Origin of the sequence: Salmonella sp. 32020114201800008SM, assembly GCF_017572025.1 — a bacterium.
Lineage (GTDB): Bacteria > Pseudomonadota > Gammaproteobacteria > Enterobacterales > Enterobacteriaceae > Salmonella > Salmonella enterica.
In genome coordinates, this window is sequence record NZ_JAGEQM010000006.1 from 140,636 (window position 1) to 166,401 (window position 25,766).

At 53.8% G+C, this 25,766-nt stretch carries 22 protein-coding genes; 14 read left to right on the plus strand and 8 right to left on the minus strand.

Annotated elements, in window-relative coordinates; translation table 11 throughout:
• Positions 1-129 precede the first annotated feature (129 nt).
• The 4 genes from J4613_RS16635 to J4613_RS16650 all read left to right on the plus strand — a co-directional run bounded on the left by J4613_RS16635 (position 130) and on the right by J4613_RS16650 (position 5,142).
• On the plus strand, positions 130-1,197 hold the full coding sequence (locus J4613_RS16635; protein ID WP_000892056.1) for an AI-2E family transporter: 1,068 nt from the start codon (positions 130-132) through the stop codon (positions 1,195-1,197).
• Positions 1,198-1,473: 276 nt separating this feature from the next.
• Positions 1,474-2,661: a sugar diacid recognition domain-containing protein gene (locus J4613_RS16640; protein WP_080083441.1), complete on the plus strand. Its 1,188-nt coding sequence runs from the start codon at positions 1,474-1,476 to the stop codon at positions 2,659-2,661.
• Positions 2,662-2,728: 67 nt separating this feature from the next.
• The gene (locus tag J4613_RS16645; protein WP_000200859.1) at positions 2,729-3,997 is read left to right on the plus strand and encodes an SLC13 family permease; all 1,269 of its coding nucleotides are present in this window, start codon (positions 2,729-2,731) and stop codon (positions 3,995-3,997) included.
• Between the two features lie 5 nt (positions 3,998-4,002).
• Complete coding sequence (locus J4613_RS16650) at positions 4,003-5,142, plus strand: glycerate kinase (RefSeq protein ID WP_111742269.1); 1,140 nt, start codon at positions 4,003-4,005, stop codon at positions 5,140-5,142.
• 46 nt (positions 5,143-5,188) lie between these two features.
• Here the strand turns inward: J4613_RS16650 and bcp are convergent, their stop codons facing one another.
• Positions 5,189-5,659 carry a thioredoxin-dependent thiol peroxidase gene (gene bcp / locus J4613_RS16655; protein ID WP_001068686.1) on the minus strand — a complete coding sequence of 157 codons (471 nt, stop codon included), beginning with the start codon at positions 5,657-5,659 and terminating at the stop codon, positions 5,189-5,191.
• Positions 5,659-6,231 (minus strand): glycine cleavage system transcriptional repressor, encoded by a 573-nt coding sequence (locus tag J4613_RS16660; RefSeq protein ID WP_000189061.1) that lies wholly within the window; start codon positions 6,229-6,231, stop codon positions 5,659-5,661. The genes bcp and J4613_RS16660 overlap by 1 nt, the downstream gene beginning before the upstream one ends.
• Positions 6,232-6,376: 145 nt before the next feature.
• On the opposite strand from J4613_RS16660, the gene dapA reads away from it, so the two are divergent.
• The 5 genes from dapA (at position 6,377) to tmcA (ending at position 12,222) form a co-directional block, all read left to right on the plus strand.
• Complete coding sequence (gene dapA / locus J4613_RS16665; RefSeq protein WP_000494020.1) at positions 6,377-7,255, plus strand: 4-hydroxy-tetrahydrodipicolinate synthase; 879 nt, start codon at positions 6,377-6,379, stop codon at positions 7,253-7,255.
• Between the two features lie 16 nt (positions 7,256-7,271).
• A complete protein-coding gene (bamC, locus tag J4613_RS16670) occupies positions 7,272-8,306 on the plus strand; it encodes an outer membrane protein assembly factor BamC (protein ID WP_000331877.1) in 1,035 nt (344 codons plus the stop codon).
• A gap of 174 nt (positions 8,307-8,480) precedes the next feature.
• On the plus strand, positions 8,481-9,194 hold the full coding sequence (gene purC, locus J4613_RS16675) for a phosphoribosylaminoimidazolesuccinocarboxamide synthase (RefSeq protein ID WP_001171630.1): 714 nt from the start codon (positions 8,481-8,483) through the stop codon (positions 9,192-9,194).
• Positions 9,195-9,324: 130 nt separating this feature from the next.
• Positions 9,325-10,188, plus strand: a complete 864-nt coding sequence (locus J4613_RS16680; RefSeq protein ID WP_001267523.1) for a neutral zinc metallopeptidase — start codon at positions 9,325-9,327, stop codon at positions 10,186-10,188.
• A 15-nt stretch (positions 10,189-10,203) separates the two neighbouring features.
• Positions 10,204-12,222, plus strand: coding sequence for a tRNA cytosine(34) acetyltransferase TmcA (gene tmcA / locus J4613_RS16685; RefSeq protein WP_080083439.1), 2,019 nt, complete (start codon positions 10,204-10,206; stop codon positions 12,220-12,222).
• A gap of 26 nt (positions 12,223-12,248) precedes the next feature.
• On the opposite strand, the gene J4613_RS16690 is transcribed toward tmcA, so the two are convergent.
• The 3 genes from J4613_RS16690 to J4613_RS16700 are packed head-to-tail and all read right to left on the minus strand — an operon-like array spanning position 12,249 to position 13,964.
• Entirely contained in the window at positions 12,249-12,449 is a 201-nt protein-coding gene (locus tag J4613_RS16690; RefSeq protein WP_000383839.1) for a YpfN family protein, read from the minus strand.
• A gap of 27 nt (positions 12,450-12,476) precedes the next feature.
• Positions 12,477-13,604: a succinyl-diaminopimelate desuccinylase gene (gene dapE / locus J4613_RS16695; protein WP_001277822.1), complete on the minus strand. Its 1,128-nt coding sequence runs from the start codon at positions 13,602-13,604 to the stop codon at positions 12,477-12,479.
• Positions 13,605-13,607: 3 nt separating this feature from the next.
• Positions 13,608-13,964, minus strand: coding sequence for an ArsC family reductase (locus J4613_RS16700; RefSeq protein WP_000631923.1), 357 nt, complete (start codon positions 13,962-13,964; stop codon positions 13,608-13,610).
• Between the two features lie 412 nt (positions 13,965-14,376).
• Here J4613_RS16700 and ypfM point away from each other — a divergent pair, with 412 nt between their 5' ends.
• Positions 14,377-14,436 carry a protein YpfM gene (ypfM, locus tag J4613_RS16705; protein WP_001386977.1) on the plus strand — a complete coding sequence of 20 codons (60 nt, stop codon included), beginning with the start codon at positions 14,377-14,379 and terminating at the stop codon, positions 14,434-14,436.
• 101 nt (positions 14,437-14,537) lie between these two features.
• Here the strand turns inward: ypfM and acrD are convergent, their stop codons facing one another.
• Positions 14,538-17,651, minus strand: coding sequence for a multidrug efflux RND transporter permease AcrD (gene acrD / locus J4613_RS16710; protein WP_001263081.1), 3,114 nt, complete (start codon positions 17,649-17,651; stop codon positions 14,538-14,540).
• A 184-nt stretch (positions 17,652-17,835) separates the two neighbouring features.
• Positions 17,836-19,536: a nitrate/nitrite two-component system sensor histidine kinase NarQ gene (narQ, locus tag J4613_RS16715; RefSeq protein WP_000216812.1), complete on the minus strand. Its 1,701-nt coding sequence runs from the start codon at positions 19,534-19,536 to the stop codon at positions 17,836-17,838.
• Between the two features lie 185 nt (positions 19,537-19,721).
• Between narQ and aegA the strand changes: the two genes are divergently transcribed.
• The gene (gene aegA / locus J4613_RS16720) at positions 19,722-21,683 is read left to right on the plus strand and encodes a formate-dependent uric acid utilization protein AegA (protein WP_023197974.1); all 1,962 of its coding nucleotides are present in this window, start codon (positions 19,722-19,724) and stop codon (positions 21,681-21,683) included.
• A gap of 447 nt (positions 21,684-22,130) precedes the next feature.
• On the opposite strand, the gene pbp4b is transcribed toward aegA, so the two are convergent.
• Complete coding sequence (gene pbp4b / locus J4613_RS16725) at positions 22,131-23,429, minus strand: penicillin binding protein PBP4B (protein WP_000673295.1); 1,299 nt, start codon at positions 23,427-23,429, stop codon at positions 22,131-22,133.
• Positions 23,430-23,632: 203 nt separating this feature from the next.
• On the opposite strand from pbp4b, the gene nudK reads away from it, so the two are divergent.
• The 3 genes from nudK to J4613_RS16740 all read left to right on the plus strand — a co-directional run bounded on the left by nudK (position 23,633) and on the right by J4613_RS16740 (position 25,734).
• Positions 23,633-24,208 carry a GDP-mannose pyrophosphatase NudK gene (gene nudK / locus J4613_RS16730; RefSeq protein WP_000084037.1) on the plus strand — a complete coding sequence of 192 codons (576 nt, stop codon included), beginning with the start codon at positions 23,633-23,635 and terminating at the stop codon, positions 24,206-24,208.
• A gap of 124 nt (positions 24,209-24,332) precedes the next feature.
• Positions 24,333-25,376, plus strand: coding sequence for a DUF1176 domain-containing protein (locus J4613_RS16735; RefSeq protein WP_001270670.1), 1,044 nt, complete (start codon positions 24,333-24,335; stop codon positions 25,374-25,376).
• A 127-nt stretch (positions 25,377-25,503) separates the two neighbouring features.
• A complete protein-coding gene (locus J4613_RS16740; RefSeq protein ID WP_000700635.1) occupies positions 25,504-25,734 on the plus strand; it encodes a hypothetical protein in 231 nt (76 codons plus the stop codon).
• Positions 25,735-25,766 lie beyond the last annotated feature (32 nt).

A 25,766-nucleotide genomic window follows, 5' to 3' on the forward strand; every position in this document is an offset into this window, starting at 1 on the left:
TGTAACTGTGATGAGCACAGACTCACTATTTTAGTTTCCTGAATCAACGATAAAAAGCGAAGTCTTTTTTGTGACATTTCGATACAATTCGGCATCACAATCCCGCAGTTGAGTTCTGGGAAGGGTTTTATGCTCGAAATGTTAATGCAATGGTATCGCCGTCGCTTCAGCGACCCGGAGGCGATTGCCTTGCTGGTCATTCTGGTGGCTGGTTTTAGCATCCTCTTTTTCTTTAGCGGCCTGTTAGCGCCGCTGCTGGTCGCTATCGTACTGGCCTACCTGCTGGAGTGGCCGACGGCGCGCCTGCAGGCGATTGGCTGTTCCCGGCGCTGGGCAGCCTCCATTGTCCTTATCCTCTTTGTCGGCATTCTGTTATTAATGGCGTTTGTGGTGATGCCGATTGCCTGGCAGCAGGGTATTTACCTGATTCGTGATATGCCCGGTATGCTGAATAAACTGTCCGATTTTGCCGCGACCTTGCCGCGACGCTATCCGGCGCTGATGGATGCGGGCATTATTGATGCGATGGCGGAAAACATGCGTACCCGGATGCTTAACATGGGCGATTCGGTGGTGAAGTATTCGCTGGCTTCGTTAGTCGGGCTACTGACGCTGGCGGTATATCTGGTGCTGGTGCCGCTGATGGTCTTTTTCCTGGTAAAAGATAAAGAGCAGATGCTGAATGCCGTGCGCCGCGTGCTGCCGCGTAATCGCGGGCTGGCGGGGCAGGTGTGGAATGAGATGAATCAGCAGATCACCAACTATATCCGCGGAAAAGTGCTGGAGATGGTGGTGGTGGGCGTAGCGACCTGGCTGGGCTTTTTGCTGTTTGGCCTCAACTATTCGCTACTGCTGGCGGTACTGGTGGGCTTTTCGGTTCTGATCCCCTATATCGGCGCCTTTGTGGTGACAATTCCGGTGGTGGGCGTCGCGCTGTTTCAGTTTGGTCTGGGGACGGAATTCTGGAGCTGTTTTGCCGTTTATCTCATTATTCAGGCGCTGGATGGCAATTTGCTGGTACCGGTACTTTTCTCCGAAGCGGTGAATTTGCATCCGCTGGTGATTATTCTGTCAGTGGTGATTTTCGGCGGTCTGTGGGGATTCTGGGGGGTGTTTTTCGCCATTCCATTGGCGACGCTGATTAAAGCCGTTGTCCATGCCTGGCCGGATGGTCAGGTGACGGATGCCTCATCCTGAGCGGTCAGTACAAAAGTTGTAAAGCGTGAACGACATCATAGTGCCCTGCCGCCATTTTGCGCACGCCTGATGAGGGACAAGCGCTTAGAAAGCCGCTCTTTTTTTTAATGCCGCACCGTGTTGCGGCATTTTTATTGTCGGAACCTACAAAATTCTCGCTGTAAAGCCGCCAAAATTTGGTGACTTAGCCTAAGCATTCTTCTGAGAAATTCGTTAATAAGTGACATCATTGATGCGAGATTGTTTTTTTAATGTGAAGCGATAACGAAACAGGGAATGAGTGTGTTGAGAAAACATTACTTGAAAGGGTATACCGCGCGGCAAATTGTACAGCGAGCCATGAAAATTATTCCTTACTCGGTAAACGTCATGGATGAGCATGGCGTCATTATCGCGTCTGGCGAACCTTCGCGGCTTCGCCAGCGTCACGAAGGGGCCATTCTGGCGCTGAAGGAAAACCGTATTGTAGAAATTGATTCCTCTACCGCCAATCAGCTTAAAGGCGTGCGATCCGGCATTAATCTTCCCATCTCTTTTCATGAACAGCTTATCGGCGTGGTCGGCATTACCGGCGAGCCGGAGGAGGTTCGCGCGTATGCCGAGCTGGTTAAAATGGCGGCGGAGCTGGTGATCGAGCATATGGTGCTGATCGAACAGCGACAATGGGATAAACGCTATCGCGAAGAGCTGATCAACCAATTGATTTTGCGAGAAAATTCAACAGAGTCGTTGCGCTCCATGGCGGCCTATCTGGGTATTGATCTGGCGGTTCCCAGAGTGGTGCTGATTATTGAACTTTCCCAGCCGGATCGCGAAGCGCTGCGCAATGTAATGGATTATTTCGAGAATCACGCGCGTAACCATTTGGTGACGTTTACCGAATTTAATGAATTAATCATTATTAAGCCTATCACGTTAAAAGAGGGAAAGTGGAATACCCGCCAGGAAATGGGCGAATTGCAGATTTTTAAATCATGGGCTGCATCATCGGGCTTTAGCCGTATTTTGGTTGGGGGCTATTTTGCCGGCGAGACGGGATTGCACCGATCTTTGCTCACAGCGAGAGCCACGCAGGCGATGGCGAAAAGACAAAAGCTGCGCAGCCAGTACATTTTTTATCATGACCACGCGCTTCCCGCGCTGCTAAGCGGGCTGTCTGAAAGTTGGCAAGTGCAGGAGTTATCGCGTCTGTGGCTGCAACTGGCGCAACATGACGCGAAAGGCGTATTGCAACAGACGCTGCGGACTTGGTTTGAACATAATTGTGACCTGACGCAAACGGCCAAAGCATTGCATATTCATGTGAATACATTGCGCTATCGCTTACAGCGCTGTGAGGATATTACGCACATAAAAATCAACGAGTTAAAAAGTACGCTTTGGCTTTATATCGGTATGGAGCTCCAGGCCGAATCTGTACCGTCCGACAAGTTACCGCTGCCAGGTCGAATCGAAATTTGTTGAAAGCTCCAGCGGATTTTTAGGCGGGTTTTTCCATACTGCGCGCTCCATGTTAAAGGAGGCGCAGTATATGACGTCGATATCCACCCTGGGAGCCATTGCCGCATTGGTTGTGGCCATCGTATTAATTTTAAGAAAAGTGTCGCCAGCCTACGGCATGATGGCGGGCGCGCTGGTCGGCGGTTTGATTGGCGGCGCCGATCTTCTGCAAACCGTGTCGCTGATGGTGTCAGGCGCGCAGGGCATCGTTAATGCCGTATTGCGTATTCTGGCCGCAGGCGTACTGGCGGGCGTATTAATTGAGTCCGGGGCGGCGAATACGATTGCTGAGACGATTGTCCGCAAAGTGGGGGAAACCCGGGCATTATTGGCATTAGCCATTGCCACACTATGTTTGACCGCCGTCGGCGTATTTATTGATGTGGCGGTGATTACCGTCGCGCCGATTGCGCTGTCGATTGCGCGTAATGCAGGGCTGTCAAAAAGCGCTATTCTGCTGGCGATGGTTGGCGGCGGCAAAGCGGGTAACGTGATGTCACCCAACCCGAACGCTATTGCCGCCTCTGATGCGTTTCATGTTCCTCTTACCTCTATTATGCTGGCGGGCGTGGTTCCGGGCATCGTTGGGCTTATTATCGCCTATCTGTTAGCGAAACGGCTGAATAATAAAGGCGCGGGCGTCGCCGATCATGAAGTGACTCACCATGATGACTCCGTCGCCAGACCAGGCTTTCTGGTGGCGATTAGCGCGCCGCTGGTCGCTATTTTCCTGCTTTCTCTCCGTCCGTTTGCCGGCATTTCCATTGACCCGTTAATTGCCCTGCCCGTAGGGGGATTGGTCGGTCTGCTGTTGATGGGACGCGCGCGCCACTGTAACCAGTACATGGTCGCCGGTCTGATGCGTATGGCGCCTGTCGCTATTATGTTGCTGGGAACCGGTACGCTGGCCGGCATTATCGCTAATTCCGAACTTAAAGATGTCCTGATTCATGGCCTCACCGCTTCGGGATTGCCATCCTGGCTGCTGGCGCCCGTGTCTGGCGCCATGATGTCAATGGCGACGGCCTCAACCACAGCGGGAACGGCGGTGGCGTCCGGCGTTTTCTCTCCCACGTTACTTGAACTTGGCGTTTCCGCCCTGGCGGGAGCCGCTATGATCCATGCGGGCGCCACGGTGCTGGACCATCTGCCGCACGGCAGCTTTTTCCACGCGACGGGCGGCAGCGTCAATATGCAAATTCATGAACGTTTAAAGCTAATGCCGTATGAAACGCTGGTGGGGTTAGCCATTACCTTTATTTCTACTCTGATGTTCGGTTTCTTTGGTTTTGCAGGATAATCCCTATGAAAATTGTTATTGCTCCTGATTCATTTAAAGAAAGTTTGTCCGCAATGGCGGTCGCTGAGGCGATAGAAAAGGGGTTCCGCGAAATTTATCCTGACGCCGACTACGTTAAAGTGCCCATGGCGGATGGCGGGGAAGGAACTGTACAATCAATGGTGGAGGCCAGCGGCGGGCGTTATGTTGACCAGTGGGTACAAGGCCCGCTTGGGCAACCGGTGGCCGCGCGCTGGGGAATGCTGGGCGATAGCGATACCGCCGTGATTGAAATGGCGGTGGCATCCGGGCTGCATCACGTTTCGCCTGAATTGCGCAACCCGCTTAATACCACCAGCTACGGCACCGGCGAGTTAATCGTCGCGGCGCTGGAGCGTGGCGTAAAGCGTATTATTCTGGGAATTGGCGGCAGCGCGACGAATGACGGCGGCGCGGGGATGATGCAGGCGCTTGGCGTTATATTGCGCGATAAACAAGGGCGCTCGCTTTCTCCGGGCGGCGAGGCGCTGGCGGCGCTGGCGTCTATCGATTTGTCCGGTTGTCACCCATTGCTGCGTAAGGTATCGATAACCGTGGCGTGTGATGTCAACAATCCGTTGTGTGGTCCCCAGGGCGCATCGGCCATCTTTGGCCCACAAAAAGGGGCGACAGCGGAAATGGTGAACACCCTGGACGCGGCGCTGGAAAACTGGGGCCGACATATTTATCAGGCTACGGGGCGTGAGGTGATTAATGCTCCCGGCGCGGGCGCGGCAGGTGGAATGGGCGCCGCGCTTTTAGGGTTGCTCAATGCGGAATTACGCGCCGGCGTAGAGATTGTCGTGGAAACGCTACAGCTTGAGCAGGCGGTTAAAGATGCCGATCTGGTGATTACCGGAGAAGGGCGGCTGGACAGCCAAAGTATTTGCGGCAAGACGCCGATTGGCGTCGCCAGAGTGGCGAAGCGGTATCATAAACCGGTTATCGCGCTCGCCGGTGGGCTGCAACACGATCATCACGTTGTGTATCAGCAGGGTATCGATGCGGCGCTGTCGATTTTGTCGCATATCGTTACGCTGCCGGAAGCCTTACATGAGGCGGAATATAACCTGAGCCTGTCGGCGCGCAATGTAGCGGCGATATGGCGTCTGGCGCGGCAAGCCTGACGGCGCATTCCCTTTCCAGGCCGCACATCAGCGCGGCCTGAGGCTTTTACGCGTTTTCTTTCAGCCAGTTCAGCACCACATCATGGTGATTGCTGGTTTTAAAATCATTAAAGACGTGTTCAATCTTACCATCAGCGTCAATCAAAAAGCTGATGCGGTGAATGCCGTCATACGTTTTGCCCATAAACGACTTTTCGCCCCAGACGCCGAACTGTTCACACACCTGATGGTTTTCATCGGACAAAAGGGTAAAGTTCAGCAGCTCTTTTTCAGCGAAACGGGAGAGTTTTTCAGGTTTATCGGTGCTGATGCCCAGCACGTCCACGCCTGCTTTTTTGAGCTCGTCCATGTTATCGCGTAAGCCGCAGGCCTGCACGGTACAGCCGGGTGTCATGGCTTTTGGGTAGAAATAAACCAGAACGCGCTGTCCCTGGAAGTCGGTCAAATTTACTTGTTCCCCGTCTTGATCCGGCAAGCTAAATTTCGGTGCGATATCACCGGCTTTCAGTGGATTCATTACTTAACTCCATCCTGTTCATCATGTTGTGAGTAATTGACGACGTTTATACTGCCTTGCGCATTGAGTTCTGTACATAGTGCTTTAAAGGCTTGCTCAATATTTGCGGAATTTTGCGACGCCGGGCTATGTGCGGTGATTTGAATAAATAATTGCGCAGCTTTATCACCTTCAGCCGGCTGTGTGCGGGAGACCAGCTCCGCAATATTCATTTCATGACTATTAAACAGCGCGGTGAATCGCTCAATTAAATGCGGGGAGTCGGCGACCTCAACCTGAACCCATACCGTCGCGGGCATTGCCGGGCGGGGACGGTCGGACGTCCGTTTCATCACAATCAGCAGATCCAGCTCCGCGCCTTTTAACGGCAATGTCGATTCAATCAAGGTAATCGCGTTCCACGTGCCGGACAACAGCATAATAAACGTGAATTCATCGCCCAGCATCGCCAGTCGGCTGTCTTCGATATTACAGCCGCAACTGCTGACATGGCGAGTAATGGTATTCACAATACCGGGCCTGTCGGCGCCCAGCGCAGTGATAACCAAATAGTGTTGTGATGACGGTGTCAAACCAGTTATTCCTTTGAGCGGTGAGGTAATCTTAAGGAAACCATAAAAAAAACCTGCATACAACAATCAGAACGGCTTTGGTCGCTTGCTTTTATTGCCATACCAAACGTACCATTGAGAGACTTGTTTGCACAGAGGATGGCCCATGTTCACGGGAAGTATTGTCGCGCTTGTTACGCCGATGGATGAGAAAGGTAACGTCAGTAGGTCTTGCCTGAAAAAACTCATTGATTATCATGTCGCCAACGGTACCTCGGCGATTGTTTCGGTTGGCACTACCGGCGAGTCTGCCACGCTAAGCCATGATGAACATGGCGATGTCGTGATGATGACGCTGGAACTGGCTGACGGACGTATTCCGGTTATCGCCGGCACGGGCGCAAACGCGACCGCGGAAGCGATTAGCCTGACGCAGCGTTTTAACGATAGCGGCATTGTTGGCTGCCTGACGGTAACGCCGTACTACAATCGCCCCACGCAGGAAGGTTTGTTCCAGCATTTCAAAGCCATCGCGGAACACACTGACTTGCCGCAAATTCTGTATAATGTGCCGTCCCGTACCGGTTGCGACATGTTGCCGGAAACCGTGGGTCGTCTGGCGGAAATAAAAAATATTATCGCTATCAAAGAGGCGACAGGGAACTTAACCCGCGTTCACCAGATCAAAGAGCTGGTTTCAGACGATTTTATTCTGCTTAGCGGCGATGACGCGTCTGCGCTGGACTTTATGCAACTGGGTGGTCATGGCGTGATTTCCGTTACGGCTAACGTAGCGGCGCGCGAGATGGCTGACATGTGCAAACTGGCGGCGGAAGGGCAATTTGCCGAGGCGCGCGCTATCAACCAGCGTCTGATGCCGTTACACAACAAACTATTTGTCGAACCCAATCCTATCCCGGTGAAATGGGCATGTAAGGCATTGGGTCTTGTGGCGACCGACACGCTGCGCCTGCCAATGACGCCTATCACGGACCATGGTCGTGACATCGTCAAAGCAGCGCTTCAGCATGCTGGCCTGCTGTAAAGTTTAGGGAGATTTGATGGCTTACTCAGTACAAAAGTCGCGCCTGGCGAAGGTTGCGGGTGTTTCGCTTGTTTTGCTGCTCGCTGCCTGTAGTTCCGATTCGCGCTACAAGCGCCAGGTAAGCGGCGATGAATCCTATCTGGATGCCGCGCCGCTTGCTGAACTTCACGCCCCGGCAGGAATGATCCTGCCGATAACGACCGGCGACTACGTTATTCCGGTCACGAAGGGGAGCGGCGCGGTTGGTAAGGCGTTGGATATCCGTCCGCCAGCGCAGCCGTTAGCGTTAGTGAGCGGCGCGCGTACCCAGTTCTCTGGCGATACCGCTACGCTATTGGTGGAAAATGGTCGTAGCAGCACGCTGTGGCCGCAAGTCGTCAGCGTGATTCAGGCGAAAAATTATCCGATTGAAAAACGTGACGATGCCAGCCAGACCCTGACGACCGATTGGGTGAACTGGAACCGCCTGGATGAAGACGAACAGTATCGTGGACGTTATCAAATCTCGGTGAAGCCGCAGGGCTATCAGCAGGCGGTAACGGTAAAACTGGTTAATCTGGAACAGGCTGGCAAGCCGGTCGCTGACGCGGCGTCGCTGCAGCGCTATAGCACTGAAATGATGAACGTCATTTCCGCCGGTCTGGATAAGACCGCTACGGATGCGGCAAATGCCGCGCAGAACCGTTCCGCCGCAACGATGGATGTGCAGAGCGCCGCTGATGATACCGGTTTACCTATGCTGGTCGTTCGCGGTCCGTTCAACCTCGTGTGGCAGCGCCTCCCGGCCGCGCTGGAAAAAGTGGGCATGAAAGTCACCGACAGCACTCGCTCTCAGGGCAGCATGGCGGTAACGTACAAACCGTTGTCTGACAGCGACTGGCGGGATCTGGGCGCTAGCGACCCGGGCCTGGCATCCGGAGACTATAAATTGCAGGTCGGCGATTTAGATAACCGCAGCAGCTTGCAGTTTATCGATCCTAAGGGGCATACTCTGACGCAAAGCCAGAACGACGCGCTGGTTGCCGTCTTCCAGGCAGCGTTCAACAAGTAATTTAACAGGGCTGGAGTAATCCGGCCCTTTTTTCTGATAAGATACGCAAACGTGTGCGTCGGTACAAAAACGCGATTTAACCGCTATTTCGCACCACAATTACAGGCCGACGTCTCCGGCAGGCGTAGCAGGAAATGAATACTTATCGTTAATTCACACCCAGGAGTGTTAAAGATGCAAAAGCAAGCTGAGTTGTATCGTGGTAAAGCGAAAACCGTATACAGCACGGAAAACCCGGACCTGTTGGTGCTCGAATTCCGCAATGATACGTCAGCAGGGGATGGCGCGCGCATTGAACAGTTTGATCGCAAAGGCATGGTAAATAACAAATTCAACCATTTCATTATGACCAAACTGGCCGAGGCGGGCATCCCGACCCAGATGGAACGTTTGCTGTCTGATACCGAGTGTCTGGTGAAGAAGCTGGAGATGGTGCCGGTTGAATGTGTGGTGCGCAACCGTGCGGCAGGGTCGCTGGTCAAGCGTCTGGGCGTGGAAGAAGGCATGGAGCTTAACCCGCCGATATTCGATCTGTTCCTGAAAAACGACGCGCTGCACGACCCGATGGTGAATAGTTCCTACTGTGAAACGTTCGGTTGGGTAAGTCAGGAAAATCTGGCGCGTATGAAAGAGCTAACCTACAAAGCCAACGACGTACTGAAAAAACTGTTTGATGACGCGGGTCTTATCCTGGTGGATTTCAAACTGGAGTTTGGCCTGTATAAAGGCGAAGTGGTGCTGGGCGATGAGTTTTCGCCGGACGGTAGTCGCCTGTGGGATAAAGAGACGCTGGACAAAATGGACAAAGACCGCTTCCGCCAGAGCCTGGGCGGTCTGATTGAAGCCTATGAAGCCGTTGCGCATCGCCTGGGCGTGAAATTAGATTAATTCCGCTTCTGACCGGGGGGCAACCGCTCTCCGGTATCATCCTTTCCTCATTCTGATAGCGTTTACCTGTGGTAATCCTGCGCCTGACCGCCTACGATCATCTGTATAACAAAGAGAGAATGAGGTGATTATGCGCTGGCAAGGGCGTCGTGAAAGTAACAATGTAGAGGACAGACGTAATCGGCCAGGCGGCCCCTCGCTGGGTGGCCCTGGCTTTCGTCTTCCGCGCGGAAAAGGCGGCATCATTCTGTTGGTAGTGGTGTTGGTCGCAGGGTACTATGGGGTGGATTTAACCGGTCTGTTGACCGGTCAGCCGGTTTCGCAGCAGCAGTCGACGCGTTCGATAAGCCCCAATGATGATGAAGCGGCAAAATTTACCTCGGTGATCCTGGCGACGACCGAAGATACCTGGGGGCAACTCTTTCAAAAAATGGGGCGCGGCTATCAGCAGCCAAAACTGGTGATGTACCGTGGTATGACGCGTACCGGCTGTGGTGCGGGTCAGTCCGTAATGGGGCCGTTTTACTGCCCGGCGGATGGCACCGTTTATATCGATCTCTCATTTTACGATGATATGAAAAATAAGCTGGGCGCGGACGGTGATTTTGCCCAGGGTTATGTCATCGCCCACGAAGTCGGCCACCACGTACAAAAACTGTTAGGTATTGAGCCGAAAGTACGCCAGTTGCAGCAAAACGCGTCGCAAACGGAGGTGAATCGCCTTTCGGTGCGCATGGAGCTACAGGCGGATTGCTTTGCCGGCGTGTGGGGACACAGTATGCAGCAGCAAGGCGTACTGGAGGCGGGCGATCTGGAAGAGGCGCTCAATGCCGCACAGGCTATCGGCGACGATCGCTTACAGCAACAGGGGCAGGGGCGCGTCGTGCCGGATAGTTTTACCCACGGCACCTCAGAACAGCGCTACAGCTGGTTTAAGCGTGGATTTGACAGCGGTGACCCGGCGCAATGTAATACGTTTGGCAAAAACTTTTGATAAACCGGGGCAGGGATGTCTGATATCGATGCGCTACGGGCGTTAACGTCGCAAATGACACAGGAAGGTATTCGCCGTTTACTGGTCATCAGCGGCGATGCGGCGTGGTGCCGGGAACGGGCCGAGGCGATACGCGCTGTATTGCCCGGTGACTGGCTGTGGGTCGCGCCTGACGCGCCCGCCCAGCCGCGCTGTACGCCACAGGCGTTACAAACGCTGCTGGGCCGTGAATTCCGTCATGCGATATTTGATGCCTGGCAGGGCTTTGACGCCGCAGCGTTTGCCGCCCTGAGCGGGACCTTGCAGGCCGGAAGCTGGCTGCTTCTGCTGATGCCGCCGTATGAGACGTGGGAAAGCCGGCCTGATACCGATTCACTGCGCTGGAGCGACTGCGCGCAGCCTATCCCTACACCGCAGTTTGCACAGCATCTTAAACGGACTCTCTCCCGCGATCCGCAAACGCTGCTGTGGCGACAGCACCAGCCGTTTTGCTGGCCATCTTATCCTTTCCGTGGACGCTGGCGACCCGCCACCGGCGAGCCGCAGCCGGAGCAGGCGGCTATCTTATCGCGTTTACGTGAAATGCCGCCCGGCGTGGCGACGGTGATTGCCCCCCGTGGGCGCGGCAAATCGGCGCTGGCCGGGCAATTCATCTCCCGGATGGCGGGCACGGCTATCGTGACCGCACCGGCGAAAACGGCAACGGATATCCTGGCAGCGTTTGCCGGTGAGCGGTTCTGCTTTATGGCGCCGGATGCGTTGCTGGCGAGCGGGGCAAGAGCCGACTGGCTGGTAGTTGACGAGGCGGCGGCAATCCCCGCGCCGCTGCTGCTGCAACTGGTTTCGCGCTTTCCCCGCATACTACTCACCACCACCGTTCAGGGCTACGAAGGCACCGGACGCGGTTTTTTACTTAAGTTTTGCGCCCGTTTTCCGCAGCTTCACCGCTTCACGCTTCGTCAGCCTGTCCGCTGGGCGCCAGAATGCCCGCTGGAAAATATCGTCAGCGAGGCGCTGATATTCGACGATGAAGCGTTTGCGCAGGCGCCACATGGCGCGATAGAAATCTCGGCGTTTTACCAACAGGCCTGGGTGAATACGCCCGCGTTGCCGAGGGCTGTGTATCAGTTACTGTCGGGGGCGCACTATCGTACTTCGCCGCTGGATCTGCGCCGAATGATGGATGCGCCAGGACAGCATTTCTTGCAGGCCACGGCGAATAACCGTGTGGCGGGCGCCCTCTGGCTGGTCGAAGAGGGCGGGTTATCCGCAGAACTCAGTCAGGCTGTATGGTGCGGTTTCCGGCGGCCGCGTGGGAATCTGGTGGCGCAGTCGCTGGCGGCGCACGGTAGCGACCCTTTAGCCGCGACGCTGGTTGGGCGTCGCGTAAGCCGTATCGCAGTGCACCCCGCTCGCCAGCGTGAAGGCATCGGTCAGCAGTTGATTGCCTGCGCGTGCATGCAGGCGGCGCAGTGTGATTATCTTTCCGTCAGCTTCGGCTATACGCCGGAGCTGTGGCGTTTCTGGCAACGCTGCGGCTTTGTACTGGTACGGATGGGCAACCATCGGGAGGCGAGCAGCGGTTGCTATACGGCGATGGCGTTATTGCCGCTGAGCGACGCGGGAAAACGGCTGGCGCAGCAGGAACACCGACGTTTGCGCCGCGATGCGGATATCCTGACGCAGTGGAACGGTGAGGCGATACCGCTGGCGGCGTTAGATGAACAGGCGCTTAATGATGAAGACTGGCGTGAGCTGGTCGGTTTTGCGTTCGCGCACCGTCCGCTACTGACATCGTTAGGTTGCCTGCATCGTTTACTGCAATACAGCGCATTGCCATTACCGGCGCTGAGAGGGCGGCTGGAAGAAAAAGCCAGCGATGCCGAACTGTGCGCCCGGCTACGCATTTCAGGCCGTAAAGCTCTGCTGGCGTTGCAGCGTGCGCAGGCGGCGCAGGCGCTGATTGCGCTGGATGCCGGACGAACGCAGCGTTTGCGCGACGTAATGTCCGGCGGTGGGGACCATGCCGGATAGCGATACCTGTCCGGCATGATATCCGGTTACTTTTTCGGCTGATCTTTCTTCGGCCAGTCGTCTTCATCGTCCCACTTATCGTTAAAATCGCGATGCGGGGGCAGCTCAGGTTTATTGGCAAGGAATTTCTTATGGTCGATGCGTTTGAGATCTTTGATCACATTCAGCAGTACGCCTACCAGAAACACCAATACCAGAATCCACCAATATTTTGCCAGCCAGTCCATGCTTATTTCCTCTTACCGGAACGCTCATCAGGCGACGAGCTGTTCCATAATGCGTTGATACATACGGGCCAGTAGCTGGAGATCGGCGGCATTCACACATTCATTAATTTTATGAATGGTGGCGTTCACCGGCCCCAGTTCTACCACCTGCGCTCCCATACGGGCGATAAAACGTCCGTCGGACGTACCGCCCGTCGTCAGTAATTGCGGTTTAATTTCATTATAGTGCTCAATGGCGTTTACTACCGCGTCCACCAGCTTGCCGCGTGCGGTCAGGAACGGCTGGCCGGAAAGCCACCAGTCTACGGTATAGCGTAGCTGATGCTTCTCAAGCAGCGCATGTACCCGCTCTTTGATCATCTCATCGGTCAGTTCCGTGCTGAAACGGAAGTTAAACTGCACGAACAGTTCGCCGGGAATGACATTATTGCTGCCGGTGCCTGCCTGGATATTGGCTACCTGCATACTGGTGGCCGGGAAAAAGTCATTGCCCCGATCCCACTCGATAGCGACCAGTTCATTAAGAAAAGGCGCAGCGCGATGAACAGGGTTATCCGCCAGATGCGGATAGGCGACGTGCCCCTGAACGCCATGAATAGTGAGGTTACAGGTGAGAGAACCGCGACGTCCGTTTTTGACGACATCGCCCACAATTTCGGTACTGGAGGGTTCGCCGACCAGACAGTAATCCAGCCGCTCGTGACGGGCCATCAGCGCTTCAACCACCTTTACGGTGCCATTTTTTGCGCTGGCTTCCTCATCAGAGGTAATCAAAAACGCGAGGCGGCCCCGGTGATGAGGATGCTGCGCAACAAATCGTTCAGCAGCCACCACCATGGCCGCCAGTGAACCTTTCATATCCGCCGCGCCGCGACCGAACAACATTCCGTCGCGAATCGTAGGCTCAAACGGCGGATTGATCCAGCGATCGACATCGCCTGCCGGTACGACGTCAGTATGCCCGGCGAACGCCAGCGTTTCGCCACGCCCACGCCATGCCCAAAAATTTTGCGTGTCGCCAAAATCCATATGCTCAATGGTAAAACCGATTTTACGCAGGCGTTCAATCATTAATGCCTGACAGCCTGCGTCATCCGGACTCAGGGAGGGGCGACGAATAAGTTGCTGTGTCAGCTCAATAACCGGGCACGACATAGACTACACCTCATCAAAAAACTGCTGATAACGGGATTCACTGAAACCAAGCAGCATAGGCTTCCCGGGCGCGCAGAGCAATGGGCGTTTGATGATTGCCGGCTGTTCAACCATGAGAGCAGCGGCGGAGTCGGCATCGGTAATCCCGCTGCGGTCGCCTTCATCCAGTTTGCGCCATGTTGTGCCGCGCGTATTCAGTAACGGCTGCCAGCCGAGTTCGGCAATAAAGGTATTAAGAAGAGGGAGGTCTATGCCATCCACACGGTAATCGTGAAAACGATAATCAATGCCATGCTCCTCCAGCCAACGGCGCGCTTTTTTGATCGTGTCGCAATTCTTAATGCCATAGAGGGTAATCATATTGAATCCTTTAACGCGAAATTCGAATAAATAATCAATAGTATCGTCTGCGGGATAATAAGTGTGGCTGTTAATGGTTATTTATCCAGCGCTGATCGGCAATCAATATAACATTGTTGAGTGAATGTGAATAATGATTCCAAAACGTTCCAGATGTGGCTTGTTTATAATTCGCGAGGAAAATCCTATTTTGCGCACATGCAATTGTTTGTTTTTTAATCCGATTTGATAAAGTAGTAGAAAAGGTATTAATGTTGCTAAATATTGCAGTAAGTCACATAAAATTTACGGCTACAGCGCCATAGTAATATCATAGACAGCATAACCAGAGGATATCGCAACAATCGGTTAAATGAACTTCTCTCTATACCGCTAACTACGTAGAATACCCATAATAATAAGAGAGGCTATTATGATTGAACGTGAACTGGGGAACTGGAAAGATTTTATCGAAGTCATGCTTCGTAAATAAATGCCTGGAAGGCACCGCGCTCCCATAGGGGAAAAGAAAAGGCGACTCAACGAAAGTCGCCTTTTTTGTGCCCGGCACCTCGTATCAGGCTGGCCGGGATCTTATTCCGGGCGCGGCTTCAGCGGGAAGCGGCGACGTATCAGCACGAAAAACAGGGGTACAAAGAAGATAGCCAGAACGGTTGCTGAGATCATTCCCCCCATCACGCCGGTTCCGACAGCATGTTGGCTACCCGAGCCTGCCCCGGTGCTGGTGGCCATCGGCAATACGCCAAAGATAAACGCCAGCGAAGTCATCAGTATCGGTCGCAGGCGCTGGCGGCTGGCGTACAGCGTGGCGTCTAACAGCGCGTGTCCCTTCTGATTCATTTCGTTGGCGAATTCCACAATCAGAATCGCGTTTTTCGCCGAGAGGCCGATAACGGTCAACAGCCCCACCTGGAAGTAAACATCGTTTTCCAGCCCGCGCATCCAGGTGGCGAGTAACGCGCCGATGACCCCGAGCGGCACAACCAGCATCACCGAGAAGGGCACCGACCAGCTTTCATACAATGCCGCCAGACACAGGAAGACGACTAATAGCGAAATAGCGTACAGCGCAGGCGCCTGCGCGCCGGAGAGCCGTTCCTGGTAAGACATGGCTGTCCATTCCAGGCCAAAACCGCCCGGTAGCTGATGCACCAACGACTCCATGACATCCATCGCCGTCCCGGTACTGACCCCCGGCGCGGCCTCTCCGACAATTTCTACCGCCGAATAGCCGTTATAGCGTTCCAGACGCGGCGATCCGGTTTCCCAGCGCGAGGTGGCGAAGGCGGAGAAGGGGACCATGCCGCCCTCTTTGTTACGGACATACCAAAGATTAATATCATCCGGCAACATACGATATTTCGCTGCGGCCTGAACATAGACCTTCTTCACGCGGCCCCGGTCCATGAAGTCGTTGACGTAGCTCGACCCCCAGGCTGTTTGCAGGGTGTCGTTGATATCGTCAATCGATACGCCCAGCGCCTGCGCTTTCCGTTGGTCAATATCAATTTGCAGTTGCGGGCTGTCGTCCAGGCCGTTGTGGCGCACGCGGGTCAAGGAACTGTTTTTCCCGGCCAGCTCAATGAGTTGATCTCGTGCGGCCATCAGCGCGTCATGGCCTGCTCCGGCGTGATCCTGTAATTCCATATCAAAACCGGCGGAGCTGCCCAGACCGCTAATTGCCGGCGGGCTGCTGGCGAAGACGCGAGCTTCTTTAATCTGGTTAAATGCTTTTGTCGCCCGCTCAATAATGGCGAACGAGGAGCCGGTGGTGGGATCGCGCGCGTCCCAGTCTTTCAAGCGAACAAACATGCGCGCGACGTTTTGCCCGTTCCCGCCAGGGCCGGAACCGACCGTCGAGAAGACCGACATAATGTTGTCTTTCTCATGGGTGAAGTAATAGTTTTCAACCTTTTCAACAACTTTCAGGGTCTGCTGTTGCGTAGAACCGCTCGGTAGCTGGATAGACGTAGTGAACATGCCCCGATCTTCCTGCGGCAGAAAGGAGGTGGGAAGGCGCAAAAACAGGAACACCATGCCGCCAAGCAACAGAACATAAATCAGAATCCAGCGCAGGCTGCGATGCAAAATTTTCGCTACGCCTTTCTCATAACGTTCGGCATTACGATTGAAGGTACGGTTAAACCAGCCGAAAAATCCGCGTTGCCCGTGCTGCTCGCCTTTGTGCAGCGGTTTTAATAACGTTGCGCACAACGCTGGCGTCAGGATCATGGCGACCAGCACCGACAGCACCATTGCCGAGACAATGGTGATAGAAAACTGACGATAAATTGCCCCGGTGGTACCGCCAAAGAACGCCATCGGCACGAATACCGCAGACAGCACCATCGCGATACCGACCAGCGCCCCCTGGATTTGTCCCATGGATTTGCGCGTCGCTTCACGCGGCGTGAGCCCTTCTTCGCTCATGATACGTTCGACGTTTTCCACCACCACGATGGCATCGTCGACCAGGAGCCCGATCGCCAGCACCATCGCGAACATGGTTAATGTGTTAATACTGTAGCCAAACGCGTAAAGCACGGAGAAGGTGCCCATTAATACTACCGGCACGGCGATCGTCGGAATTAGCGTGGCGCGAAAGTTTTGCAGGAACAGATACATCACCAGGAAAACCAGCGCGATAGCTTCCAGCAACGTTTTGACCACATCGATAATCGAGGCTTTGACAAAGGAGGTGGTTTCATACGCGATCTTGTATTCCAGGCCGTGAGGGAAGTACTGCGCCAGCTCGTTGAGGCGATCCAGTACCAGCTTCGCGGTCGCCATTTCGTTCGCGCCGGAGGCCAGCTTAACGCCAAGACCGGAAGCCGGATTGCCGTTAAAACGGCTGAGGTAGTCATATTTTTCCGCCCCCAGCTCCACGGTGGCGACATCGCCCAGTTTGACCTCGGAACCGTCCTGATTAACGCGCAGGGTGATATCGCGAAATTGTTGCGGCGTTTGCAGCAGTGACTGCGCATTAATGGTGGCGTTCAGCGCCTGCTTGTCGACCGAAGGCGTACCGCCAAGCTGCCCGACGGCGATTTGCGCATTCTGCGACTCAATCGCATCGGTCACGTCTTTCGTGGTCATCTGAAAACTATTCAATTTGGCCGGATCGAGCCAGATACGCATAGAGTACTGTGAACCATAAGCGTCAATATCGCCCACGCCGTTGACGCGGCTGAGCGGGTCCTGAATATTACTGGCGACGTAGTCGGCGATATCCTGCTTGTCCATAGAACCGTCGGTAGAGACGAAAGCGATGGTCAAAATATTGGTATCGCCCGTTTTGCGTACCGTGACGCCTTGATCCTGTACCGCCTGCGGCAGTTTACGCATCGCGGACTGTAACTGGTTTTGCACCTGCTGAACCGCCTCATCAGGATCGGTTCCCGCAATAAAGCTCAGGGTGATGGTCGCCTGTCCGGTTCCGCTGCTTTGTGATGACATGTACATCAGATTATCGAGGCCCGTCATATTCTGCTCAATAACCTGGGTTACGGTATTTTCCAGCGTTTGCGCCGACGCTCCCGGATAATTCGCGGTAATACGTACGTTGGGCGGCGCCAGATCGGGATATTGTTCAACAGGTAAAGAGAAAATGGCTAACGCCCCTGTCAGACACAACAGGATAGCCAGCACCCAGGCAAAAATGGGGCGATCGATAAAAAAATTCGCCATTAAAGGGAAACCTCGTGTTTCTACATATCGTTATAGATTTGAACTGCTTCACTGTAGCGGCAAGCTACGAGCCAAACGTGGAGAAATAAAGGAGATAATGTAAATTATCATGCGCTTTTACAGCATACTTTTTGTGCCAACGCCGGAAAGCCTGACATCTGGCCTTCCGGTGATTTGCCGTTCTTTACGTTAACTGACTCTCTTCCTTGTTGGAGGAGCGAAAACTGATACTGACCAGCGTGCCGCCGCCGGAGGGTTGCGAAAAATTCAGCGTGCCGCCAAGCCGCTCCGCGCGCTCACGCATTATATTCAGACCATAGTGTCCGGCAGGCTCATGCGGTTCGCCGATACCAATGCCATTATCGCGAATATAAACGGTATGATCGCCGTCAGGCGCGGTGACGCAGCTCACGGCGATTTCGCTCGCGTTGGCGTGTTTAATGGCGTTCAGGACCGCTTCACGCACAATTTGCAATAAATGCACCTGCATTTGCGCATCCAGCGCCAGCGTGGGTAAACGGCAATCCAACGTGAGTTTGGCCGGAGTCTGACTCTGTAAATCTTCCAGCATCTCATGCAATGCGGAGGGTAAATCGGCCTGCTGTAACGTCAGACGGAACGTGGTGAGTAGCTCGCGAAGCTGACGGTAGGCGTCGTTCAGCGCTCTGGAAAAATCCGCCATGATGCTTTGCGCGCCGGCGTTATCCTCAGGAATAGCGCGCTTCAAAAGCGTTAACTGAATACGTAAATAAGAAAGTACCTGCGCCAGCGAATCGTGTAGCTCACGGGCAATCGTCGCGCGCTCTTCCATTAACAAAAGTTGCTGGAAGTGTTTTTGCGCCTGATTAAAGTACAAACCACGCCCCAGCATCGTGGAGACGCTGTTCAGCAGCGGCGTAGAGGCATTAACGTTGGGGCTTTGCCAGTGGAGTTCGCCATAGACCGTGTCCTGCATCGTCACTGGCAGCATTTGCATCGGCAGGTCGGGGCTTTGCATGCCTTCGCTAATCCGCCAGTTATCGCCCACGGTTAACTCCAGATACCAGGCGGCGTCATGTTCACGGACAATTTGCAAAATATGGCGAAAACAGTGGACATCGATTTGGCTGGTATTCAGTGCCTGAGAGCACTGGTATAACACCTCCAGGCGGCGATGCGCTTCGTGCAGATCGTGCGTTTTTTCTTCCACCGAGGCTTCCAGCGAACGGTAAAGTTTATGCAGCTCGCTCGACATCTGGCTAAACGTTTTCGCCAACAATCCCAGCTCATTGGGTAAGCTGGTATCCAGCGGCAGCGGGGCGAACTGACCATGTTCAATACGCTGACTGGCGGTGACCAGTTGATTTAGCGGGCGAACGACCTGCTGGCGGATACGTCGTAGGGTAAAAAAGACCAGCGTAAATATGCCGATACCGCCCGCCAGCGATATGGCGACGACCAGCATGACTTTACGCTCGGCGTAATGCTGTAATGCCAGAACGAAGAGATCAATTTGATCGACGTAATTGTTGATATTGGTCTGATACCAGGCAATGTCGCCGTCCTGTAGGCGGCTATTCATCTCCAGCCAGTTGGCGTGCAGGCGCGCGTAGCGAGTTTTCACCGCCTGCGGCACATACCAGGCGTTGAGATTTTGCAGTACCGGCGAGTTGAGCGCGTGCTGGAAAAGTTGACGATGCGCATTAATCTGCGGGCTACGGCTTTGCAGATCGTAACCCAGCCGATAGCTCTGCATTCGTAGCGAACCGGCGATATTGATCGCTTCGGCATCCCGTAAACTGCTGGTCAGCGTCAGTAATGCGCTGCCGGTGGACAGAATAGACAACAGCACAATATAGAAAAAAGCCTTAGCCAGACTGGCCGAGACCGGGCGTTTAACCGTCACACTGGTACTCCCCGCATTTAGCTGAACCGCAATTTCATTTGCTTTGAAATAAATTGATCTGCCACAGGTTCTGGACAGATAGTTGTGCTTCCTGGGCAGATGAACATTGCCGACCCCGCCTTCGTCAGTTAATAACAATGCTCATATAAAGAATAAGGTTTTTGCAACCAAAACAGAAGGACGCCATGAATCGTTTTATTATGGCCAATAGCCAGCAGTGTCTGGGATGCCATGCCTGCGAGGTCGCCTGCGTAATGGCTCACAATGATGAGCGACATGTTCTGACGCCACAGCGCTATCAGCCCCGAATTACTGTCATCAAACATCAGCGCCAGCGCAGCGCGGTCACATGTCACCATTGCGAAGATGCGCCCTGCGCCCGTAGCTGTCCGAACGGCGCGATCGCGCATATTAACGACAGCGTGCAGGTCAATGCGCAGAAGTGCATCGGCTGTAAATCCTGCGTCGTCGCCTGCCCATTCGGCACCATGCAGATGGTATTGACGCCCGTCGCGCCAAACCAGTTCAAAGCCAGCGCGCATAAATGCGATCTGTGTCAGGGACGTGAACAGGGGCCGGCCTGTGTGGAAAATTGCCCGGCGGATGCGCTGCAACTGGTCACCGAAGACTCGTTGACCCGTCTGGCCAAAACGCGACGGCTGCGTACCGCCCGGCAGGAGATTCGCCCCTGGCATACCGTGGATACACAACACAGTGGGACAGCAAGCAGCAAAGTCGAGCGTATGCAGGCGACGCCGCCGCGCGGCGAACCGGATAAACTGGCGATTGAAGCGCGTAAAACCACCTTTGAGGAAATTTATCTGCCGTTTCGCGCCGCGCAGGCCGAGCGTGAAGCGTCCCGCTGCCTCACATGCGGGGAACACAGTATCTGCGAATGGACCTGTCCGCTGCATAACCATATTCCCCAGTGGATCGAACTGGTGAAAGCCGGCGATATTGATGCGGCGGTAGAGCTTTCTCACCAGACCAACTGCCTGCCGGAAATTACCGGGCGCGTTTGTCCGCAGGACCGGCTATGTGAAGGCGCGTGTACACTCCGCGATGAGTATGGCGCGGTTACCATCGGCAACATTGAGCGCTATATCTCCGATCGCGCTCTGAGCAAAGGCTGGCGTCCCGACCTGTCGGACGTACAGAAGAGCGATAAGCGCGTGGCGATTATCGGCGCGGGGCCGGCAGGTCTTGCCTGCGCTGACGTGCTGGCGCGCCATGGCGTAAGCGCCACCGTCTACGATCGCCATCCGGAAATCGGCGGTTTGCTCACCTTTGGTATTCCGGCTTTCAAACTGGATAAATCTCTGCTGGCGCGCCGTCGGGAGATCTTCAGCGCGATGGGGATTCGTTTCGAGCTTAACTGCGAAGTAGGGAAAGATATTTCTCTGGAGACGCTGCTGGAGAGTTATGACGCCGTCTTTGTCGGGGTAGGAACCTATCGTTCCATGAAGGCTGATTTACCGAATGAAGACGCGCCGGGGGTATATGATGCGTTGCCATTCCTCATCGCCAATACCAAACAGGTGATGGGGCTTCCGGCGTTGCCTGACGAGCCGTTTATTGATACTGCGGGCCTTAACGTGGTTGTGCTGGGCGGCGGTGACACCGCAATGGACTGCGTACGTACGGCGCTGCGTCATGGCGCTGCTAACGTCACCTGCGCTTATCGCCGCGATGAGGCCAATATGCCGGGGTCGAAAAAAGAGGTGAAAAACGCGCGGGAAGAGGGCGCGAACTTTGAATTTAACGTTCAGCCGGTTGAGTTGGTGCTGGATACGCACGGGCGCGCCAGCGGTATTCGCTTTTTGCGTACGCGGCTTGGCGAACCGGATGGTCAGGGGCGACGCCGCCCGGTACCTGTACCGGACAGCGAGTTCGTGATGCCGGCGGATGCGGTCATTATGGCGTTTGGTTTTCATCCGCATGGTATGTCGTGGCTGGAATCGCATGGCGTGAAGGTGGATAACTGGGGACGTATTGCCGCCAGCGTCGAGAGCGAGTTTCGTTACCAGACGTCCAACCCGAAAATTTTCGCCGGCGGAGATGCGGTGCGCGGCGCCGATCTGGTGGTGACGGCGATGGCAGAAGGCCGACATGCCGCGCAGGGGATACTCGACTGGTTAGCTAAATAAGCGTATTTGTAGGCCGGTTAAGGCCTGGAACGGTTAAATGATTGAGTGATAAAAAATCTTAAACTTATTGGCTAACCTTACTCCGTTTGCAGAAATGTTGACGCTCGCAGGGCTGGACGCCCTGCGATAAACATTTTCCCGTCGGGTCGACGTTTAACAGGCCTGATGAGGCCAATCTTAGTATTGAAAATAGAGTGTAAATTGAAGGAAGGGACGCTATCAGAATCCCTTCTTAGAGCCTATCCCATTAGGGCTATTTTACTTGCCATTTTGGTCCTGGGCAGTGCTCGCCAAAACGCGTTAGCGTTTTGAACGCCGCTTGCGGCGGCCCGAAGGGCGAGCGTAGCGAGTCAAACCTCACGTACTACGTGTACGTGAGGTTTTTGCGCGCTGTCCGTGTCCAAACTGGCTGCGCCAATAACGCCTGGTGGGATAGGCTCTTAATTTTTATTTTAAGGAACCATATATCTGGTCAACAATCCAGCCATACGTCGCCGCAGGTAATAATCCACTGACAAAAACATTTGGATTCACTTTAGGATTTGCTACCGGCGAGTGCGGCCTGTTACCTAAAATCACAATCGCCATATGATTAACCGGATCGATAGACGTCAGCGTTCCGGTCCATCCGGTATGTCCATACGTTTGCGGACTGGCTAATACCCCGAACGTGGGGGTCATTGAGGCGTTGCCGTTAACGCGCCACCCCAGACCAAAGGTAGCGTCTTCTGGCGAGCGGCGAGTAAACTGCGCAACCGTTTTGTTGTCGAATAGCTTCACGTTACCGTAGCCGCCCCCATTGAGCATGACTTGCATTAACACAGCCATATCATGGGTGTCAGAAAACAGTCCGGCGTGTCCTGAAACGCCGCCCATTGAGTACCAGGCTTTTTCATCATGCACCTGGCCCCATAGTGTATTGGTGCGAATATTGGGGAAATGAATCACGCCGTCACGCGTGTTGCCATGTAGTTCCGTTGCGGCGATTTGCGGCGGCGTGAAGCCTTTCATCAGCGGGTTAAAGACGGTATGTTTTAATCCGAGCGGTTTATAAATGGTGGTTTCGACGTAGCGATCTAATGGCATTGCCGTTATCGATTCAATGATAAAACCAAGAATCATATAATCCACGTCGCTGTAGATATGCTTCGACCCAGGTTGATATTCCAGCGGTGTCTTTTTAATCATCTCCAGAGTAGTGCTTTTACTCTGTGAAAATAATTTACCGGCGACGTTTTTATTGGGATATTGTGGGTCGGCAGGAAAGCCCGCGACGTGATGAAGAATATCAATAATGCGGAGTTTATCTTTGCCTTTTATTTTATCCCCAGGCATATCCTTAAAGCCGGGGATATATTTTGATACCAAATCATTGACATCTATTTTTCCTTCATACACTAGTTTTTGCAATGCAAAGTTAGTGGCATACATTTTTGTGTTTGAAGCCAGGTCATACATCGTGTTAGTGGTCGCCCGAATGGGATGGGCTAACAGCGTGGAACCGTCATATTTTTTAGCATAGCCCCAGGCTTTTTGTAGAACAATATGATTATCTTTTATCACCAGAAGATTGATGCTGGGATATCCGGCATCAATTTGATTTTGAATCCAGCCATCAAGTCGGTGAAGTTTTTGGCTATCAAACCCCACCTGATCAGGGCTCGCGGTGGTCAATACCGGATACTCAACGGCAAAAGCTGAAAGGGAAAACGTCAGTAGAACCGTCGCAACGAGAGTAAATTTCATGATGATTCCCTCAGTCTCACTCCGGCCGTCAAATCATATCGCGAGCATGGACTCTGCGGCCCGGAGAAGCAGAATATGGTCATGGCAGTGACAGAAAAATATGGCTGTACATCCGTTCAGTCGGCATTAAGGATTAACCCTTCAGCAGACAAAACCGACCTCACGGCGTAATATTAATGCTCTTTTTACACCCTGGAGCCAGCATGTCGCAAACCATTACGCTTATTAAGGATAAAATTCTTTCTGATAATTATTTTACTCTGCGCAACATTACCTATGACCTGACCCGTCGTAATGGCGAGGTTATCCGTCACAAGCGTGAGGTTTACGATCGCGGGAATGGCGCAACCATTCTGCTTTACAACTCAACTAAAAAAACCGTGGTTCTGGTTCGCCAGTTTCGCGTGGCGACATGGGTCAATGGTAATCAAGACGGTATGTTAATTGAAACCTGCGCTGGCCTGCTTGATAACGACGAGCCGGAGGTCTGTATCCGTAAAGAGGCCATTGAAGAGACAGGGTATGACGTTGGTGAGGTACGCAAGATATTTGAGCTGTATATGTCGCCAGGCGGCGTCACGGAGCTGATTCATTTCTTCATTGCCGAATATCATGATAGCGAGCGTGCCAGCATCGGCGGCGGCGTGGAGGACGAAGAGATTGAGGTGCTTGAACTGCCGTTTTCCCGGGCGCTGGAAATGGTGCGCTCAGGCGAGATTCGGGACGGTAAGACCGTGTTATTGCTTAACTATTTACAGACGTCTCATCTAATGGACTGAAAAAAAAGAAATATATTTCTTTACACAAAAAAGACCAATCCGATAAATCTGATTGAGAACCCTGAGGCGCGCAAGGAAGATACCGCCTTAGCTGTGTTGTTCTGAATCTGGGGTTGTTCCGTTCATGCGCTACCGCGTTATTCTTTTTTGTCTGTTTGGCCTGTTGCCGGTCCAGCTACTGTGGGCTGCGCCAGCGCAACGGACTTTTTCCGACTGGCAGGTCACCTGCAATAACCAAAATTTTTGCGTAGCGCGCAATACTGGCGAACATCATGGGCTGGTGATGACATTAAGCCGCAGCGCCGGGGCGCGTACCGATGCGGTACTGCGTATCGATCGCGGCGGTTTGGCGCCGCCCGACGCTAAAGAAGCCGCAATTGCGCCTCGCTTATTGCTGGATGGCAAACCGCTTTCGTTCAACAGTCCACACTGGCGCGTGTCGCCCTGGCATCTCATGACCGGCGATCCTGCCACCATCACCGCATTTTTACAGACGATTCAGGATGCGCAGGCCATCACCTTAAAAAACGGCGTTCAGACGCTTTCGCTGGCGGGATTAAAAGCGGCATTACTGTTTATCGACGCGCAACAAAAACGTGTGGGCAGCGAAACCGCCTGGATTGAAAAAGGAAACGAACCGCCGCTCAGCGTGCCTCCGGCACCGGCATTAAAGGGGATCGCCGTGATTAATCCAACGCCCGTACCGCTGAGTGAGGAAGAACGCGACGATCTGCTGGACTACGCAGCATGGCGGGTAAACGGCATTCGTTGTTCGCTTGACCCGCTGCGTCGCGAGACGCAGGTCAGCGCGTTGACGGATGATAAAGCGTTATTGATTGTTAACTGCGAAGCCGGCGCCTATAACACTATTGATCTCGCCTGGGTAGTTTCACGCAAAAAAACGCTCGTCTCGCGCGCCGTGCGTTTGCGGCTGCCGTTTAATCGCGGCGTCGAAAGTAATGACATGGAGTTGATGAACGCCTTCTTTGACGAGAAAACGCGCGAGCTGGTGACGTTGGCGAAAGGGCGGGGGTTAACCGACTGTGGTATCCAGACGCGCTGGCGTTATGATGGCGATCGTTTTCGTCTGGTGCGTTATGCCGAAGAACCGAGCTGCGATAACTGGCACGGGCCGGATGCCTGGCCTACGCTGTGGATCACGCGTTGAATCCTGGTTGTTATCCCCTTTTCAGAATAGGGATACACCTATTGAGGTTTCATTTATGGTATAGAGATTGCTACGTTACGGTAGGATTGTTACTTTACCCGATAGCCTCACCACAGCAGGAAATAGTATGAAAATAAATAATGGCCCCGTATTATGCCCCCATTGTGGCTGCCTGAGCGCTTATTATGAAATAGATCGGCTGGCGGCGATAAGAGAAAAAGTGAATAAAGAAGGCGGATCAGCGGCGTGGGATTCAACATTGCAGGCGCATAAAAAAAAGGCCTTTTGCCTGATGTGCCATAAATCCATTGATGAGGTCGTCATCGGGCAGTCAGATGCGCCTGAGTCTACGAAGTAATTTTGCACAGCCTACAGAACAGGTCTGCAGAC

Excerpts from the sequence above, each read along its gene's own strand:
- J4613_RS16635 (WP_000892056.1), top strand. The coding sequence starts at position 130 with ATGCTCGAAATGTTAATGCAATGGTATCGCCGTCGCTTCAGCGACCCG.
- J4613_RS16640 (WP_080083441.1), top strand. The coding sequence starts at position 1,474 with ATGAGTGTGTTGAGAAAACATTACTTGAAAGGGTATACCGCGCGGCAA.
- J4613_RS16645 (WP_000200859.1), top strand. The coding sequence starts at position 2,729 with ATGACGTCGATATCCACCCTGGGAGCCATTGCCGCATTGGTTGTGGCC.
- J4613_RS16650 (WP_111742269.1), top strand. The coding sequence starts at position 4,003 with ATGAAAATTGTTATTGCTCCTGATTCATTTAAAGAAAGTTTGTCCGCA.
- bcp (WP_001068686.1), bottom strand. The coding sequence starts at position 5,659 with ATGAATCCACTGAAAGCCGGTGATATCGCACCGAAATTTAGCTTGCCG.
- dapA (WP_000494020.1), top strand. The coding sequence starts at position 6,377 with ATGTTCACGGGAAGTATTGTCGCGCTTGTTACGCCGATGGATGAGAAA.
- bamC (WP_000331877.1), top strand. The coding sequence starts at position 7,272 with ATGGCTTACTCAGTACAAAAGTCGCGCCTGGCGAAGGTTGCGGGTGTT.
- purC (WP_001171630.1), top strand. The coding sequence starts at position 8,481 with ATGCAAAAGCAAGCTGAGTTGTATCGTGGTAAAGCGAAAACCGTATAC.
- J4613_RS16680 (WP_001267523.1), top strand. The coding sequence starts at position 9,325 with ATGCGCTGGCAAGGGCGTCGTGAAAGTAACAATGTAGAGGACAGACGT.
- tmcA (WP_080083439.1), top strand. The coding sequence starts at position 10,204 with ATGTCTGATATCGATGCGCTACGGGCGTTAACGTCGCAAATGACACAG.
- J4613_RS16690 (WP_000383839.1), bottom strand. The coding sequence starts at position 12,449 with ATGGACTGGCTGGCAAAATATTGGTGGATTCTGGTATTGGTGTTTCTG.
- dapE (WP_001277822.1), bottom strand. The coding sequence starts at position 13,604 with ATGTCGTGCCCGGTTATTGAGCTGACACAGCAACTTATTCGTCGCCCC.
- J4613_RS16700 (WP_000631923.1), bottom strand. The coding sequence starts at position 13,964 with ATGATTACCCTCTATGGCATTAAGAATTGCGACACGATCAAAAAAGCG.
- acrD (WP_001263081.1), bottom strand. The coding sequence starts at position 17,651 with ATGGCGAATTTTTTTATCGATCGCCCCATTTTTGCCTGGGTGCTGGCT.
- aegA (WP_023197974.1), top strand. The coding sequence starts at position 19,722 with ATGAATCGTTTTATTATGGCCAATAGCCAGCAGTGTCTGGGATGCCAT.
- pbp4b (WP_000673295.1), bottom strand. The coding sequence starts at position 23,429 with ATGAAATTTACTCTCGTTGCGACGGTTCTACTGACGTTTTCCCTTTCA.
- nudK (WP_000084037.1), top strand. The coding sequence starts at position 23,633 with ATGTCGCAAACCATTACGCTTATTAAGGATAAAATTCTTTCTGATAAT.
- J4613_RS16735 (WP_001270670.1), top strand. The coding sequence starts at position 24,333 with ATGCGCTACCGCGTTATTCTTTTTTGTCTGTTTGGCCTGTTGCCGGTC.
- J4613_RS16740 (WP_000700635.1), top strand. The coding sequence starts at position 25,504 with ATGAAAATAAATAATGGCCCCGTATTATGCCCCCATTGTGGCTGCCTG.